The sequence below is a fragment of the Mesorhizobium escarrei genome, from assembly GCF_935825525.1.
Taxonomy (GTDB): Bacteria; Pseudomonadota; Alphaproteobacteria; order Rhizobiales; family Rhizobiaceae; genus Mesorhizobium; species Mesorhizobium escarrei.
The window spans coordinates 71287-86479 of sequence record NZ_CAKXZT010000113.1 but is presented as its reverse complement, the minus strand read 5'-3'; the positions used below and the strand labels follow the sequence as shown (position 1 = coordinate 86479).

Annotated in this window: 12 protein-coding genes, 1 tRNA gene and 1 pseudogene; 12 read left to right on the top strand and 2 right to left on the bottom strand. The window is 62.5% G+C overall.

The genetic code is table 11. The annotated features are described in order from the left end of the window. The first annotated feature begins 95 nt into the window (after positions 1-95). The 7 genes from NMG80_RS08015 to NMG80_RS07985 all read left to right on the top strand — a co-directional run bounded on the left by NMG80_RS08015 (position 96) and on the right by NMG80_RS07985 (position 5897). Positions 96-1115 carry a glucokinase gene (locus NMG80_RS08015; RefSeq protein WP_254017621.1) on the top strand — a complete coding sequence of 340 codons (1020 nt, stop codon included), beginning with the start codon at positions 96-98 and terminating at the stop codon, positions 1113-1115. A 126-nt stretch (positions 1116-1241) separates the two neighbouring features. After that, positions 1242-3095: an ABC transporter ATP-binding protein gene (locus tag NMG80_RS08010; protein ID WP_254017620.1), complete on the top strand. Its 1854-nt coding sequence runs from the start codon at positions 1242-1244 to the stop codon at positions 3093-3095. Beyond that, positions 3092-3928 carry a 4-hydroxy-tetrahydrodipicolinate reductase gene (dapB, locus tag NMG80_RS08005; protein ID WP_254017619.1) on the top strand — a complete coding sequence of 279 codons (837 nt, stop codon included), beginning with the start codon at positions 3092-3094 and terminating at the stop codon, positions 3926-3928. Before NMG80_RS08010 ends, dapB begins: the two co-directional genes overlap by 4 nt. A gap of 32 nt (positions 3929-3960) precedes the next feature. Continuing rightward, positions 3961-4581, top strand: coding sequence for a 2,3-bisphosphoglycerate-dependent phosphoglycerate mutase (locus NMG80_RS08000; protein WP_029347970.1), 621 nt, complete (start codon positions 3961-3963; stop codon positions 4579-4581). An 81-nt stretch (positions 4582-4662) separates the two neighbouring features. Continuing rightward, a tRNA-Leu gene (locus NMG80_RS07995) sits at positions 4663-4747 on the top strand. Between the two features lie 292 nt (positions 4748-5039). After that, entirely contained in the window at positions 5040-5213 is a 174-nt protein-coding gene (locus tag NMG80_RS07990; protein ID WP_254017618.1) for a hypothetical protein, read from the top strand. Between the two features lie 102 nt (positions 5214-5315). Next, on the top strand, positions 5316-5897 hold the full coding sequence (locus NMG80_RS07985) for a type IIL restriction-modification enzyme MmeI (protein WP_254017617.1): 582 nt from the start codon (positions 5316-5318) through the stop codon (positions 5895-5897). A gap of 8 nt (positions 5898-5905) precedes the next feature. Here the strand turns inward: NMG80_RS07985 and NMG80_RS07980 are convergent, their stop codons facing one another. Both NMG80_RS07980 and NMG80_RS07975 read right to left on the bottom strand, forming a co-directional pair. Continuing rightward, positions 5906-7411 carry an adenylate/guanylate cyclase domain-containing protein gene (locus NMG80_RS07980; protein WP_254017616.1) on the bottom strand — a complete coding sequence of 502 codons (1506 nt, stop codon included), beginning with the start codon at positions 7409-7411 and terminating at the stop codon, positions 5906-5908. 26 nt (positions 7412-7437) lie between these two features. Next, complete coding sequence (locus tag NMG80_RS07975; protein ID WP_254017615.1) at positions 7438-8577, bottom strand: substrate-binding protein; 1140 nt, start codon at positions 8575-8577, stop codon at positions 7438-7440. Between the two features lie 606 nt (positions 8578-9183). Here NMG80_RS07975 and NMG80_RS07970 point away from each other — a divergent pair. From NMG80_RS07970 to NMG80_RS07950, 5 genes and pseudogenes are all read left to right on the top strand, one after another. Then, positions 9184-9429, top strand: a pseudogene (locus NMG80_RS07970) (alpha/beta hydrolase); the annotation flags it as partial. A 502-nt stretch (positions 9430-9931) separates the two neighbouring features. Continuing rightward, entirely contained in the window at positions 9932-11488 is a 1557-nt protein-coding gene (locus NMG80_RS07965; protein ID WP_254017614.1) for an ABC transporter substrate-binding protein, read from the top strand. Positions 11489-11537: 49 nt separating this feature from the next. Further along, entirely contained in the window at positions 11538-13340 is a 1803-nt protein-coding gene (locus NMG80_RS07960) for an oligopeptide/dipeptide ABC transporter ATP-binding protein (RefSeq protein ID WP_254017613.1), read from the top strand. Then, positions 13337-14200 carry an ABC transporter permease gene (locus NMG80_RS07955; protein ID WP_254017612.1) on the top strand — a complete coding sequence of 288 codons (864 nt, stop codon included), beginning with the start codon at positions 13337-13339 and terminating at the stop codon, positions 14198-14200. The genes NMG80_RS07960 and NMG80_RS07955 overlap by 4 nt, the downstream gene beginning before the upstream one ends. Then, positions 14201-15190 carry an ABC transporter permease gene (locus tag NMG80_RS07950; protein ID WP_254017611.1) on the top strand — a complete coding sequence of 330 codons (990 nt, stop codon included), beginning with the start codon at positions 14201-14203 and terminating at the stop codon, positions 15188-15190. Positions 15191-15193 lie beyond the last annotated feature (3 nt).

Below are 15193 nucleotides of genomic sequence, written 5' to 3'. Positions count from 1 at the left end.
GGAACTGACTCTGAAGCGACTTTCCCTTTCCCGGGTCATGCGCTAGTCAACGAAAGAACGGCGGAACGCCACTGGGAACCGGGACGGACGAGAGAATGCCAGGCGACGACGACACAGTGCTGCAGTTTCCGGTCCTGATCGGCGACATTGGCGGCACCAATGCACGCTTTTCGATCGTGCTCGACGCGAATTCGGAACCAACCGAACCGCAGATCGTCCAGACCGCCAATTTCAACACGATCGACGCGGCGATCCAGGCGGCGGTGTTCGACCGCTCGTCGGCCCGGCCCAACTCCGCCGTGCTGGCGGTGGCCGGCCCGGTCGACAGCGACGAGATCCCGCTCACCAACTGCCCGTGGATCGTCAAGCCAAAAAAAATGTTTGCCAGCCTCGGCCTCAGCGACGTCGTGGTGCTCAATGATTTCGAGGCGCAGGCGCTGGCCGTCGTGGCGCTCGGCGAAGAGCATATGGAAAAGATCGGCGGCGATGCGCCGGAGCCCAATGCGGGGCGCGTGGTGCTCGGTCCCGGGACCGGGCTTGGCGTCGCCGGCCTGGTCCACGCGCTGAACCACTGGATACCGGTGCCCGGCGAGGGCGGTCACATGGATATCGGGCCGCGCTCGCCGCGCGATTTCCAGGTCTTTGCGCATATCGAGAAGCTCGAGGGCAGAATTTCCGGCGAACAGATCCTGTCCGGACGCGGCCTGGTCAATGCCTACCGGGCGGTGGCCAAGGCGGACGGCAAGCCGACGCCCTTCACCACGCCGGCCGAGGTCACCGCCGCGGCATTGGCCAAGTCAGATCCGGTGGCCGAGGAGGCGCTGTCGCTGTTCGTCACCTGCCTCGGGCGCACCGCCGGCGACCTTGCGCTGGTGTTCATGAGCCGCGGCGGCGTCTTCCTGACCGGCGGCATCGCGCAGAAAATCCTGCCGGCGCTGAAATCCGGCAATTTCCGCGCCGCCTTCGAGGACAAGGCGCCGCACAGCGAGCTGATGCGCACCATGCCCGTCTATGTGATCACCCATCCGCTGGCAGCGCTTTCCGGCCTTGCCGCCTATGCCAGAAACCCGTCGCTATTCGGCGTCCAGACCGCGGGGCGGCGCTGGCGGGCCTAGATGACGACCGAAGCCGCGGCGAAGTTTGCCGGCCTCTGCCATAGGCAAGCCGCCGCCGGGGCGCTAAGAGGATTGCCTAATTGGCCCGGCCGCGGAGCCGAACCGACATCACGGAACGATCCCGACTTGAACCAGTCGCCAAACCACCAAGCCAAAGCCCGGCCCGGCGAGATCGTAGCGGTGATCCGCCGCATCATCGCCGAGAACAGCCGCGACTATCGCTGGTATTATGTTCTGGCCGTTCTGTGCCTGGTGACGGTTGCGGCCACGACCGCCTTCACCGCCTGGATCATGAAGGATGTCGTTGACCAGATCTTCTATGAGCAGCGCGGCGATCTCATCGCGCTGATCTGTCTATCGATCCTGGGCGCCTTCATGCTGCGCGGGCTGGCCACCTACGGCCAGGCGGTGACGCTGGCCAGGATCGGCAACAATCTGGTGGCCCGATACCAACGCCGCATCTTCGCTCACCTGATGAAGCTCGGCATCGGTTTCTTCAACGACACGCGCTCGGGACGGCTGGCCGCCCAGATCAATGAGAACGTCAACGGCATCCGCGACCTGCTGTCGATGACGCTGACATCAGTGGCACGCGACGCCGTATCGCTCATCGCGCTGATCGGCGTCATGATCTGGCAGGATCCGATGCTGTCCTTGATGTCGCTGCTGATCGGGCCGCCGCTGATCTACACCGTCGTCTATCTCACCCGCAGAATAAGGCGCGCCACGCGCGAAGCCGTGCAGATAAATTCGCGGCTGATCAGCGCCATGCAGGAAGCAACGCAAGGCATCGCCATCGTCAAGGCGTTTACGCTGGAGGACGAGCTGTCGCGGCGCATCAGCGATCTTGTCACCGGCGCCGAGCAGCGGGCAAACCGCATCGCCCGCGTCTCGGAACGGTTATCGCCGATCTCCGACATGCTGGCCGGTTTCGCCGTCGCCGGCGTCATCGCCTATTCCGGCTACCGGGCAGCCGTCGGCGGCCAGCCGCCTGGCGCGGTTTTTTCCTTCATCACCGCACTGCTGCTTGCCTACGACCCGGCCCGGCGGCTGGCGCGCATGCAGGTCGGCATGGAACGGGCGCTGGTCAATGCGCGCATGATCTACGAGTTGCTCGACCTCGAGCCGCAGCAGGGCGATGCGCCTGGAGCGGCCGAAGCGAAGATCACCCGGGGCGAGGTGCGCTTCAACAATGTGTCGTTCGGCTATGTCGCCGACGCTCCGGTGCTGCAGGATCTCAGCTTCGTTGCCGCCGCCGGCAAGATGACGGCCATCGTCGGCGCCTCGGGCGCCGGCAAGTCGACGCTGGTCGCGCTGTTGCAGCGTTTCCACGATGTCGACGCAGGCAGCATCGAGGTCGACGGCCAGGACATTTCGAAAGTCACCAAGCAGTCGCTGCGCCGCTCCATCGCCTATGTCTCGCAGCAGCCCTATCTGTTCGAAGGCACCATTCGGGACAACATCCGCTACGGGCGGCTGAGCGCCAGCGACGCCGAGATCGAGCTGGCCGCGCAACAGGCCGAGGCCGATGGCTTCATCCGCCAGCAGCCGCAGGGCTATGACACCCCTGTCGGCGAGGGCGGCCTGACGCTGTCGGGCGGCCAGCGCCAGCGCCTGTCGATCGCCCGCGCCATCGTGCGGCAGGCGCCGATCCTGCTGCTCGACGAGGCAACCTCAGCAGTCGACAACGAAGCGGAAGCGCGCGTCCAGCAGGCGCTGACCCAGGTTATGAAAGGGTGCACGACCATCGTCATCGCGCACCGGCTGTCGACGGTGGTCAATGCCGACCACATCATCATGCTGGACCAGGGCCGGCTGGTCGAACATGGCACGCATGCCTCGCTGATGGCCGACCCGCACAGCGTATATGCCCGGTTCCACCGGGTGCAGGGCAACAAGGGGCTGGGGCTTGTCGACGACGGCAAGCCAATCCAAAATCCGCTGCGACGCGCGAAGAAGGCGGTCGGGAGAACTTTATGAGCGGCACACCCACAAAGGACGTCAATGAAATGGGCCTCGTGGTGGTCGGCGCGGCCGGAAGGATGGGCCAGGCGCTGATCCGCGCCATCCACACCATTCCGGGGGCACGCGTCGCCGGCGCGATTGAGCGGCCCGGCTCGCCCCATCTCGGCAAGGATGCCGGCGAGCTTGCCGGCATCGGCACTATCGGCGTGGCGATCGGCGACGATCCGCTGCCGGCCTTCGCCAAGGCCGACGGCGTGCTCGATTTCACCAGCCCGGCGGCGACCGTCGAATTCGCCGGCTATTCGGCGCAGGCGCGCATCGCCCATATCATCGGCACCACCGGCTGCTCGGACGACGACAATGCCAGGATCACTGCTGCGGCGCGCCACGCGGCGATCGTCAAATCAGACAATATGAGCCTCGGCGTCAATCTGCTGGCGGTTCTGGTGGAGCAGGCGGCGCGTGCGCTCGATGCCGACGATTTCGACATCGAGATCCTGGAAATGCATCACCGGCACAAGGTCGACGCGCCGTCGGGCACGGCGCTGCTGCTCGGCGAAGCCGCCGCCGCTGGGCGCGGCATCGATCTTGACGGCAACAGCGTGCGGTCGCGCGACGGCCATACCGGCGTGCGCAAGACCGGCTGGATCGGCTTCGCCACGCTGCGCGGCGGCTCGGTGGTCGGCGACCACAGTGTCGTGCTGGCCGGCACCGGCGAGCGCATCACGCTTGCCCATCACGCCGAGGACCGGGCGATCTTCGCCCGTGGCGCGGTCAAGGCCGCACTGTGGGCGCGCGGCAGGAAGCCGGGTCTGTATTCGATGCGCGACGTGCTCGGACTCGCCTGAGACGATCTGATTCACCAACTGAAGGAGCAAAAATGTCGGGAACTCTCGTGCTCGTGCGCCATGGCCAGAGCGAATGGAACCTGAAGAACCTTTTCACCGGCTGGCGCGATGTCGACCTGACCGAATTGGGCCACGCCGAGGCCAGGGAGGCGGGCGCCAAACTGAAGGCGCGCGGCATGAAATTCGACATTGCCTTCACCTCGTCGCTGATCCGGGCTCAGAAGACCTGCCAGCACATTCTCGACGCCGTCGGCCAGAGCGATCTCGAGACCATCCGCGACCAGGCGCTGAACGAGCGCGACTATGGCGACCTCTCCGGCCTCAACAAGGACGACGCGCGCCAGAAATGGGGCGAGGAGCAGGTGCATGTCTGGCGCCGCTCCTACGACGTGCCGCCGCCCGGCGGCGAAAGCCTGAAGGACACCGGCGCGCGCGTCTGGCCCTATTATCTGCACGACCTGCAGCCGCATGTGCTCCGCGGCGGCACAGTCCTGGTGGCGGCGCACGGCAATTCGCTGCGCGCGCTGATCATGGCGCTGGACGGCAAGTCGGGCGAGGAGATCGTCAGGCTGGAGCTCGGCACCGGCGTGCCGGTCATCTACAAGCTCAACGCCGATTCGACCGTGGCTTCGAAGGAAGTGCTGGAGGGGTGAGCCGGCGCGCGGGCGTGTTTCTTGATTGAGCAAAAAAGCGCGTTGACACTCACCCCTTGCCCGCCTAAAGAGCCCGCACCAGCCCAGATGGCGGAATTGGTAGACGCGCACGGTTCAGGTCCGTGTTCCGCAAGGAGTGGAGGTTCGAGTCCTCTTCTGGGCACCATTTTATCCCGAAAAATCGGGTATAATCAACGCCTTAGCGCTTTCTGCAGGGGCGCTTTACACACTTCAATATGCAATTAGATCGTCGCTGGACGCCCATTTGCCGCCGGCAACCGGGAACCGTGACGAAAAATCAATTGCGTACAGATCGGTCGTGCCGGACTGGCTTTCATACTTTAGCGAGTGACGCGCACAATGAGTCGCCCAGCATCGATAGCGGGAGGACAGAATGGATTTTGACGACGTAGTTCGTGGAGGCGAGGCGTTCTTGCAGGAGGCAGTCTTCTTGGAGAATGCAGGAAGGCCTGAAGCTCGACTTCAAAACCGCCGCGATCGGGAAACTAGGCGCGCTGTTCACGAACGAGGGAAAGCTGACAACGAGCGGAAAGGCTGCCATAGCCAAGGCGCTTTCAGCGTTCAGCAACCGGCCGGAGGCGTCGTTGTCATCGGGGTGGACTGCAGGCTGAACGACGACAAGATCGATTGTGCTCAAGAGCTTGACCCTGTCCCTAATTGGCAGGCGGCCCTCAGCACCCTTAACTCTGCAGTTGGTGACTTGCTGCAGCCGAATGCTGTTTGCCGACGACACCGGCATTTTTGAGCCGCGCGACATCCTGCTTGATTTCATCGAAAGCCGCACCAGTGAAGATGGTTCGGACGTCGGCCCCTGGCTCAACCGGCTTTTTGAGGTTCTAAACACTCCGGAAGAGGGTCGGCAGAGGAACCTCGATGAGGATCTGCAAAAGTTTCCCTATGTCAACGGCGATCTCTTTTCCGACCGCCTGCCGACTGCCGACTTCAACTCCAAAATGCGCGAAACGCTGATCGAAGCGTGTCGCTTTAACTGGTCGGCCGTATCGCCGGCGATCTTCGGTTCCCTCTTCCAATCGGTGATGAACGCAGAGGAGCGGCGCAAAAAAGGCGCGCACTACACAACCGAAAAGAACATCATGAAGGTTATCGGGCCGCTGTTTCTCGATAGCCTCAAAGCAGAATTCACCCGTATCGAAGCCCGCAAGGACAACCGCCGCCGCGGCGAACTCGAAGCCTTTCGTCGCCGCCTAAGAAATCTCACCTTTATCGACCCTGCGTGCGGCTGTGGCAATTTCCTTGTCATCGCCTATCGTGAGCTTCGCCAGCATCCGCCTTAGCATCGCGGTCATGTCTGCGTCGGCATGATCGCTATGCGATGGACTTCCATCTTTTGGCCGATGCCCCTGAGGTTCTCGTAGTTGCGCGACACCGGACGTGATTGGACGATGTCAGCGACGCCCGGCACCTCCATCACCGCTGCACTGATGCAAACTTCGTTCACGTCGGCTAGGCCTTGCACTCGTGCCGCGATATTCACGTCGTGTCCGAAATAGTCGATGCGGTCGTTTAGCGTCACTGCAATCGCCCGCCCCCTGTGGACACCAACCTTGAGGCCGAGCGGACGCGAAGCGGTCCGGTTGAATTGCGACAGTTCTTCGATCATCTCGATGGAGGCGCGGACGGCGTCCTGGGGACGCTCGAAACCGGCCATGACCGCGTCGCCGATCGTCTTGACGATGGTGCCGGATCGTTCCCGAATGATTTTGTTCAGTATCTCGAAGTGCTGGCGAACAAGGAAATATGCGTTCACGTCGCCCGCGGCTTCATACAGGGGAGTCGACTGCTTCAGATCGGTGAAAAGAAAAGTCACGTCGGAGACTTGAAGGCTCTCGCCTTCGTCCACAAGCTGCGCCTTGTAGAGTTCGCTGAAGCTCGGGGTAAGCAGCAACCGCTTGCCGGTGAGAAGCGGTTCATACTCGACCAGATGAGGCTCGAAACCGAAGGGATACTGGACGAACCAGAAGCGACCGCGATCGTCGGTCCGGTTCTCGATCTGGATTGTGTGCTTGCCTGGACTGAGATCGGCTGTCTGCCGAAACGAGAATCTTCCGCCACCGAGAACCATGTCTCTTGGTGCTGTGGACCGGTCAGGCAGGAGGAAGCGGCCCGACTCGAGCTGGACCAGTGTCCGTTGAGGTTCCGCCGGCTCCCCGTCTGCGAAGAAGACCAGAAGGAGTTTGTGGCTCAGATCCAGTACCTCGAAACGGCCTGCTGTGACGTCGAAGTCGAAGCTTCGGTCCTCGTGGGGCTCTATATCGGCGAAGCCCCGCGAGAGCACGGCGACCAGTTGCTGGTGCGTCATCCCATGCGGCGCGATGAAGCCCTTGGAAAAGTTGTAGCGCAGGTAAAAATCCTCGACAGACAGCATTTCGGGATGTCGGAACCTGATGTCCCGCACGCCGCTCGAGATCGTAAAGGTGACCTGAATGTAGTCGTCCAGCGCGACATCGTTGATCGCGTTGCAAAACGCGCACTGAAAGCGCGGATGGACCTGGTCCAGTTCGCGAAAGCTCCCGGCGACTTGTGGGCAATATGCGCAGATGAGGAGCCAGTCCATCTCGAACAGGCCCGCCTTGGCGGCATGCACGAACAACTCTATTGCGCCCGCCTCGGAAAGGTCGACAGCGCTGCCGTATTGGATTGGGTTGACGCGAAAGAGATCATAATCATCGGCAGTGCGGATGAAGCGTTCGAGCTCCGGCAGAGCGTTTGGTACCCAGTCTCTTGCCGATCCGAGTGCGCGGAGGCGCTCACTCAGGACACTATCGTTCACCGGAGACAGGACACTCATCTCATGCACCCTACCTGACGGACTGACTACGCTATCGGCCCCCGGCCGAACTCCGTGGCGGACGGTACCGTCGCCTCGTCCGGGTCGATGGCCCCCAGGCTCTCGACGATCTCGAAACGGCCGTTCTGCGCCTGGGCGATATACATGTTCATGCGGACGTGGTGCTGGCCAGGAACCATTTCTGCGGGACCGCCCGGCCCTTCGACGATCCTTGCGTGATCGAGGGCCGCGATGACGTCCTCCTGGCGGAGCGAGTTGGCCTCGTTCACGGCCGCCGCCCAGAGCTTCATCCCTCTGTAGAGGCCCGAGCAAGCGCTGCCGCCCGTGAACTGCTCGTTGCCGCGATAGTGGTCGTCGTACGCGCGAAGCAGCGTCTTGCTGAAGGGATCGCTGACGTTCTGGTAGTAGTCGAGGCAGCCATAGAGGCCTTCCACATGCGGCGGCGGCAGCAGGCCGAGCAGGTTTTCGTCGAAATAGGTGCAGATTAGCCGCCCGCCGCGGCTCTGGAAGCCAGCGTCATGGAGTTGCGCGAAAAATGGCACGACCCCAGGCGGAACGATGGTATTGAACACCACCTCGGCTCCGCTGGACATGATCCTCTCAACCGTTTCGCCGTATTCCATGTGATCGAGCGGATGGTATTCCTCGCCGACGATGCTGCCACCTTCGGCGTTGACGAGCTGGCGGACCCTCTCGTTCATCACGTGCGGCCAGATGTAGTCTGCGGACGGTAGGTAGAATGTCCTGGCCCCGGTCTTGCGCATCAGCCAGGGAATGAGCGGGTCGAGCTGCTGCGCCGGCACTGGGCCGGTGCAGAAAATCAGTGGGTCGCATTCCTGGCCTTCGTATTGCTCGGGGTAGATGTAAAGCGTCCTGCCCTTCACGACGGCGGGGCCTTTGATGGCCTGCCGCGTGGAGCTGTAGATGCCGCCGAAGATCACATCCACCTTGTCCTGCGCCACAAGCTTGGCCGCCTTGGCCTCCGCGACAGCGTCGGTCGTTGCGCCGTCCTCGAGATAGAGCTCGATCTTCCGCCCCAGCAGGCCGCCGTTGGCGTTGATCTCGTCAATCACCATCCTTGCCACGTTGGCGTTGGCGCGGCCCATGAACGAAAGTGCCCCTGTCTCTTCCGCGATTATGCCGACTTTGATGGACGCTTGCGCCATAGCAGATACCTCTCATCCGCCCACATCGAAACCCATGAGCCGGCTGTGCCCGACCACATCGGCAGCGAGGATGGCGGTCAAACGACGCTGCACTGCCTCCTCAGTCATTTCGGGTGACCCCCTCTGATGGGTAACGGCTCTGTCTGGAGTCGAACTCGCACACAATAGCAGGGTCGGAGTTTGGAGCAACCGAGGGCTGGACATGGTTCATGCTGCCTTTGTCCGCGCCAACGGAGGTTACGATGCGTATCCGGAAAACCGTTTGGGTTCAGCATTTGCCCGTGCTCAGGCCCTAGGGAGGTCGGCAGGGTCGAGACGCGACGTGCGCGGCATGACATGATTGGCAAGGTCCGGTCCTGGGGCAACGCGTCCAACGCGATGCCGCATTCAGATGTCTGCTTTTGGGAAACCGCAATCAACGTCATTGCGGCCGACATGCGGCGCATTGCTGCTCGAGAGCATAGTGGGCCGATTTCGGACTGACAGCTTTCGGCCGTCGAAGTGCGGAAGCGGACGTACGGTGCGCTCAGGCTGCGCGCGGAGGGTATGTCATCCGGCCCTATCCCGGATTGCATAGAAAATACCTGCCATGACGAGTGTCGCGCCGAGGACAGAAGCGAGGCGGCGTCCAAATGGGCAGGGTCTCAGATGGGAGGGCTGGTCGATTTCATCGAGTTTTCTGGCGGCGGCGGCTTCATCGGCCATAGCTATTTCTTGTCGGATCCGGCTGTCAAGGCGGACTTGGTTGCGCTCATCCGCGACAGAGTGAAGGCCGGCGATCCCCGTCGCCAACTCGTCGAAATCAAACGCCCTTTCTGGCGAATATTGGACGTCCAGCAGGCCTGGCGTTGATTGGCGCTGACGCCGAACATGTAGCGGCAGATGTGGCGTCCGGCTCCGATTTTCCCGTCTTCGTTCTATGCGAGATCTCGTTGTGGCTGTGAGCCTCCTGCCGGTGCGCGCGGGCGGATCACGGCCGCGAGAAGTTGCGGGTCGGACGGGCACTTGCCCGCCAATCGTTTTGCCGTCCTGCCGGATCGATATTGCAGTTGCAACGCGTTCTGTGTGAATCCGCGCCTGCAAGGTCCACATGCCTATCCGGCGCGGCCATGATCTATACCTTGGGGATAGGGTAACCTCTGCTTGATGCTCGTAGACCGCGATCGTCAGACTGACGTATCATGGCCATAATGTCTGGGTGTCTGCATCTATGCCGAGCGCAGCGTGAAGATCTTGACGGCATCGGTGGGACGCTGGGTTGGACAAGAGTGTTAAATGCCTCGTTGGCCAAGAATTGACTGCGGGTGGCCTTCCTGCAGTCCCTAGTGAAGTACCAGGCCAACGGGAATCCTTCATGCAGATTTATGCGCACCGGACCGAACGATCTTACAAGCTCAGCTTCGGGCCGCGCATGCTAGGACTCGCTCTCGGTTTGCTGGTCTGGATTGCGCCGGTCTACGCGCAAGAGGTGCTGCGCACACCGTATGTGGCCGACATCGGCACATTCGATCCGGACAACGGATTTGAGACCGGCGCGATGAGCGCAATCAACAATGTCTACGAGGGTCTGGTCGAATACGAGCCGTATTCGACCAGGATCGTTGGTCTGCTCGCCAAGAGCTGGGAGATCTCGGACGACGGGCTGACTTACACCTTTCACCTGGTCGACGGTGTCAAGTTCCATGATGGCACGCCATTCGATGCGGCGGCGGTCATAAAGTCGTTCGAACGCCGCCGCGATCGTGGACTGATCCTGAGCTACTTCCTGGCCAACGTGAAGGACATGAGGGCGCCCGACGATTCGACGGTCGTGCTCACGCTGGGCCACCCTCAGGCTTCGCTCCTCGATGCCCTTTCCAGTCCGTGGGGACCCAAGGTCGTCAGCCCCACAGCGCTCGCCGAGCATGACAACGGCGACTTCGCGACGACCTGGCTCAATGAGCATGCGGTCGGCACGGGTCCATTCAAACTGGCTGAATTCAGACGCGGTCAGCGCTATGTGCTCGAACGCAACGACGACTATTGGGGCGACAAACCGTTCTTCCGGCAGATCCAGATTTCGGTCGTGCCCGATATCAGCCAACAGATACTTCAATTGCAGGCGGGTGCGATCGATGCCGTGCCGATCAACTATCCGTTCGCGCAACTCGCCAGCCTGCCGTGGGGGCTGGAGATCACTGCCGCCCCGAGCATGATACCGTACGATCTCTTCGTCAGGCCGAACTCGCCGCTCGACGACGCGGAGGTCCGCAAGGCCGTTTTGACAGCCATCAACCCGGCGCTGTGGGTCAAAGACGCCTTTAGAGAGTTCGCAAGCCCGTCGAAGTCGGTTTATCCGAACGTGATGCTCGACCCAGTGAATCCGATCCGGTTCCCGACCGACTTCGAGGCAGCGAAAGCCGCGATCGCCAAACATGGCGCAGTCAATTTGGTCATTGGCCTCCATAGCGCGGCCCCGAGCTACAGCCGCATCGCCGACCTGATGATAGCGCAACTGGCGTTGATCGGCGTAAAGGCAACGGCTTACGTGCTGCCTTCCGGCGCTGCTTACACCTTGAAGGACGACCCAAAACCTCCCGATTTGCTGCTCACGATCGCGGGCCCGGACGCCGCTCACCCGGATAGCCAGGCCAAGGCGTTCTTCACAAAAGACGCTCCCCTCAACTTTTTTGGGCGGGCGCTGGCGCAAGCCGATGCCATCGTGGACCAGGCCGGGCAGGTGACCGACGTCAAAGAACGCGACGCTCTCTACGAGAGAGCGGGGCAGATGTATTTCGATGCCGGCATCGTCATCCCGCTTGTCGACGTCAACGATGTGGTTGTCCACGCCAAAGGTCTGAAGGACCTTGGACTCCGCCCCGTGTACCCACCCGGCAACATCGACTTCGCCACCGTTCGCTGGGGACCCTAAACTCCGGCCATCCGGTTCATTCCGGAAGCTGGTCAGGCTCGTATCGCAGATGGTCAAGCTTTCGCACCGAACGTCCGAACCCGTGACCGAATCCGTCCTCTCCGTCAAAGACCTCTCGGTCATTCTCAGCCGCGAAGGCCGTCCCTCCCGCGTCCTCGATGGCATTAGTTTCGACATGTTTCCGGGCGAGATCATCGCGCTGGTCGGCGAAAGCGGTTCCGGCAAGACAAGCATCGGGCTGACGCTTCAGGGGCTCTTGCCGCACGAATACCTGCCGCAGATTGCAGGCTCGATCCGGCTAGCGGGGATCGAGCTTGTCGGCGCGGGAAGGCGCACCTGGCAGTCGGCCCGCCGCCACCTCGTCCGCGCCATCTCGCAAGATCCGATGGGCGCGCTCAACCCCACGATGACGATCCGCCGCCAGATGCGAGAATCCAATGGGAGGTCCGAGGGATCGATCGAAGACTGGCTCAGCCGAACCGGCCTACCTGACCCGGACCGCATCGCCGATGCGCTTCCGCATCGGCTGTCGGGAGGGCAGCGTCAGCGAGTGCTTATTGCCCTGGCGATGATGGCAAGACCGAAGCTGCTCATCGCCGATGAACCGACCACCGCGCTCGACGTCACCATGCAGGCGCAGATCCTCGACCTGTTGCGCGTTCTCGCCCGCGATCAGCAGACGGCAATTCTGTTCGTCACCCACGATCTGACTGTGGCGGCCTCACTGGCCGACCGCATCCTGGTTCTCTACGCCGGACGCATCGTTGAAATGGGCCGCATGCAGGACGTGGCCCGCAATGCCGCGCACCCCTATTCCGCCGGCCTTCTCGCCGCTCGATTCGATCTGGACTCTGATCGACGGCGCCCGCTTCCCACGCTCCCGTCCGAGCACACGCCCTCCATCAGGGTTGAGAACGCATGCGCTTACGCAACACGTTGCCCGATCGCCCAGCCAGATTGCACGGCAATCCGCCCACCGCTGGAGCCCGCTTCCGTCCACGGTGGCGCAGTCGCCTGCCTTCACCACGAACAAACGCCATTTCTCTCAGCGCAGCGCGCTGATGCGAAACCATGGCCGGCCCAGGCGATCCAGGAAACCGCCGCCTTGAGGCTGTCCAACGTCGGAAAAACATATCCGACAGGCGCCCGGTCGTTTTGGGGGCGGCGTCAACCGCAGCCCATTCTTAGGTCGATCAACCTCTCGATCAAGCTTGGCGAGTGCGTGGCCCTGGTGGGCGAGAGCGGCGCCGGCAAGTCTACCCTTCTGAGGATTGCTGCCGGGCTCGTGGTACCCGAGAGCGGCACCGTTACACGCTTTGACAAGCTTCCTCCGCAAGTCGTGTTTCAAGACCCCGTGGCGTCGCTGACTCCGTGGCTCACGATCGGCGAGCAGATCGGTGAGCGCCTGCGTGCCGTTTCGCCGGACAGTGATTACGGTCGCCGTCGCGTCGGAGAGGCAATAAAGCTGGTCGGCCTCGATCCGGTCCTGATGGACGCGCTGCCGGCCGAGATGTCGGTCGGGCAGTGCCAGCGCGCGGTTTTGGCTCGCGCGGTGATCGTCCCCCCAAGGCTTCTGCTGTGCGATGAGCCAATCAGCGCCATGGACGTGTCGCTGGCGGCCACCACCTTGAACCTTCTTAGCGACCTTCGACGGCGGCTCGACATGGCCATGCTGTTCGTCACCCACGATCTGGCGGCCGCCAGGATCATCGCCGACCGTATCGCGGTGCTGAAGGATGGTGAGTTGGTTGAGATTGCCGATCCAGATGCCATCATCGCCGCACCGCAGTCCGCCTACACGCGGTCTCTCATCGCGGCGATGCCGAGCCTGCAGGCGGGAGGCGGACGATGACCAGCCGGCCAAGCCCGGACACGCTGCCTGCGCGGCCTCGGTTCAACTGGCGCGATTTCTTCCGGCGTGCCGGTTGGCTTGAAAGCGTCGGCATTGTCGGCGTGCCTGTCGTCACCGTTGTGGCCGTGCTGGCGCCATGGATCACGCCGTTCGACCCACAACTGCGCGTCGCCGGGGCCTACCTGCCGCCTTCGGCCGGACATTGGTTCGGCACCGACGAGATCGGCCGCGACCTGTTCTCGCGCGTCATCCTCGGCGTTCAATATACGTGGCTGCCAGGGCTTGCCGTTATTGGCTTCAGTCTCACTGTGGGCTCCCTCGTCGGACTGATTTCGGGTCTGATGGGCGCCAAGGTCGATCTGGTCATCGAGCGGATCGTCGACTTGTTCTTAGTCCTTCCAGGAACGCTCATCGCGCTCGCGGTCGTGGCTTCGCTTGGCCCCGGGCTTGCCAACACGATGATCGCGATGGCCATTTTTTGGTGGCCCTGGTACGCGCGCATCTCGCGTGACGAAATTCGTCGCCTCAAGGCCCGTCCTCATGTCGAGGCGGCGCGTATCGCCGGGGTCGGCGGTCCGCGCCTGCTGTTGCGTTACTTGTTGCCGGGAGTGGTCCCGGCCTTGCTCATCGGGGCGTCACTGGATGTCGCCAACGTCATCATGACGTTGTCGCTGATGTCGTTCCTTGGCCTTGGACTGCCTGCACCGGCGCCTGAACTCGGCTCGATGACGTCGCGCACCCTCGACAGTCTCACCGTCCATTGGTGGCTGCCGATCCTGCCGGCCGCGATCATCTTTCTCCTCTGCCTCCTCGCCAACCTTGCGGGTGACGGCATTCGCGCCGCACTGAGGGGGGCGTAGATGCTGACATATCTCACCAAAAGCATCGTCGGCGCCGTCGTCGTTCTCCTGGTGATGAGCTTCATCGTTTTCGGTCTCCAAAGCATTATCCCCGCCGATCCAGCGCGGGCCATTGCCGGGCCGAACGCTCCGCCGGAAACGGTCGAAGCGATGCGCGAGCAGCTCGGACTGGACGACCCGGCTGTCGTTCAGTACGGGCGCTTTCTATTGCGCCTCGCACATGCGGATCTGGGGACGTCGGTAAGGACCCGGCAGCCGGTGTCTGACGACATACAGCAATTTCTTCCCGCTACGCTTGAACTCGGACTGGCGTCGATCGCCTTGGGAGTGGCGCTCGCCGGCGTGATGGCAGCGCTTCAGTTCCTGATTCCGGGATCGGCTGGCATAAGGCTCGCTATGGTGGGAGTGGGCTCCACGCCGATCTTTCTGTCGGCCTTACTTCTCAGCTACTTTTTCTGGTTCCAACTCGACTGGCTTCCCGGAGCGGGTCGGCTTACCTACCGCGACTTCGCAGGCCCTACGGGACTCAACGTCATCGATGGAATACTGGTCGGCCGGCCCGAAGTCAGCGTCGACGCGCTGCTGCACATGATCTTGCCGGCGCTTGCGCTGGCGCAGCCCATCGGCGTCGCGGTTGGGCGAAGCCTGAACGGTGCGCTTCACGACGTTATGAGTCAGGCATATGTTCGGACAGCACGCGGCAAGGGTCTCAGCGAGACAAAGGTGCTGTTGCGCCACGGTTTGCGCAATGCCGCCACGGCCCCATTGTCCATGCTCGGCCTGCAGGTCCGCCTTCTCTTCGGCAATTTGCTTGTCGTCGAGCGCGTTTTCGGGTGGCCTGGTCTGGGCCTTTACACGGTCCAGGCTTTTGCCAGCGCCGATCTCCCGGCAGTGCTGGGCGTCGCCATCGTCTTCGGAATCTTGTACATCCTGGTCAACACGCTCATCGAGATCGGGCAGTCGATGGCCGATCCCCGGATCAACCTCTGAAAG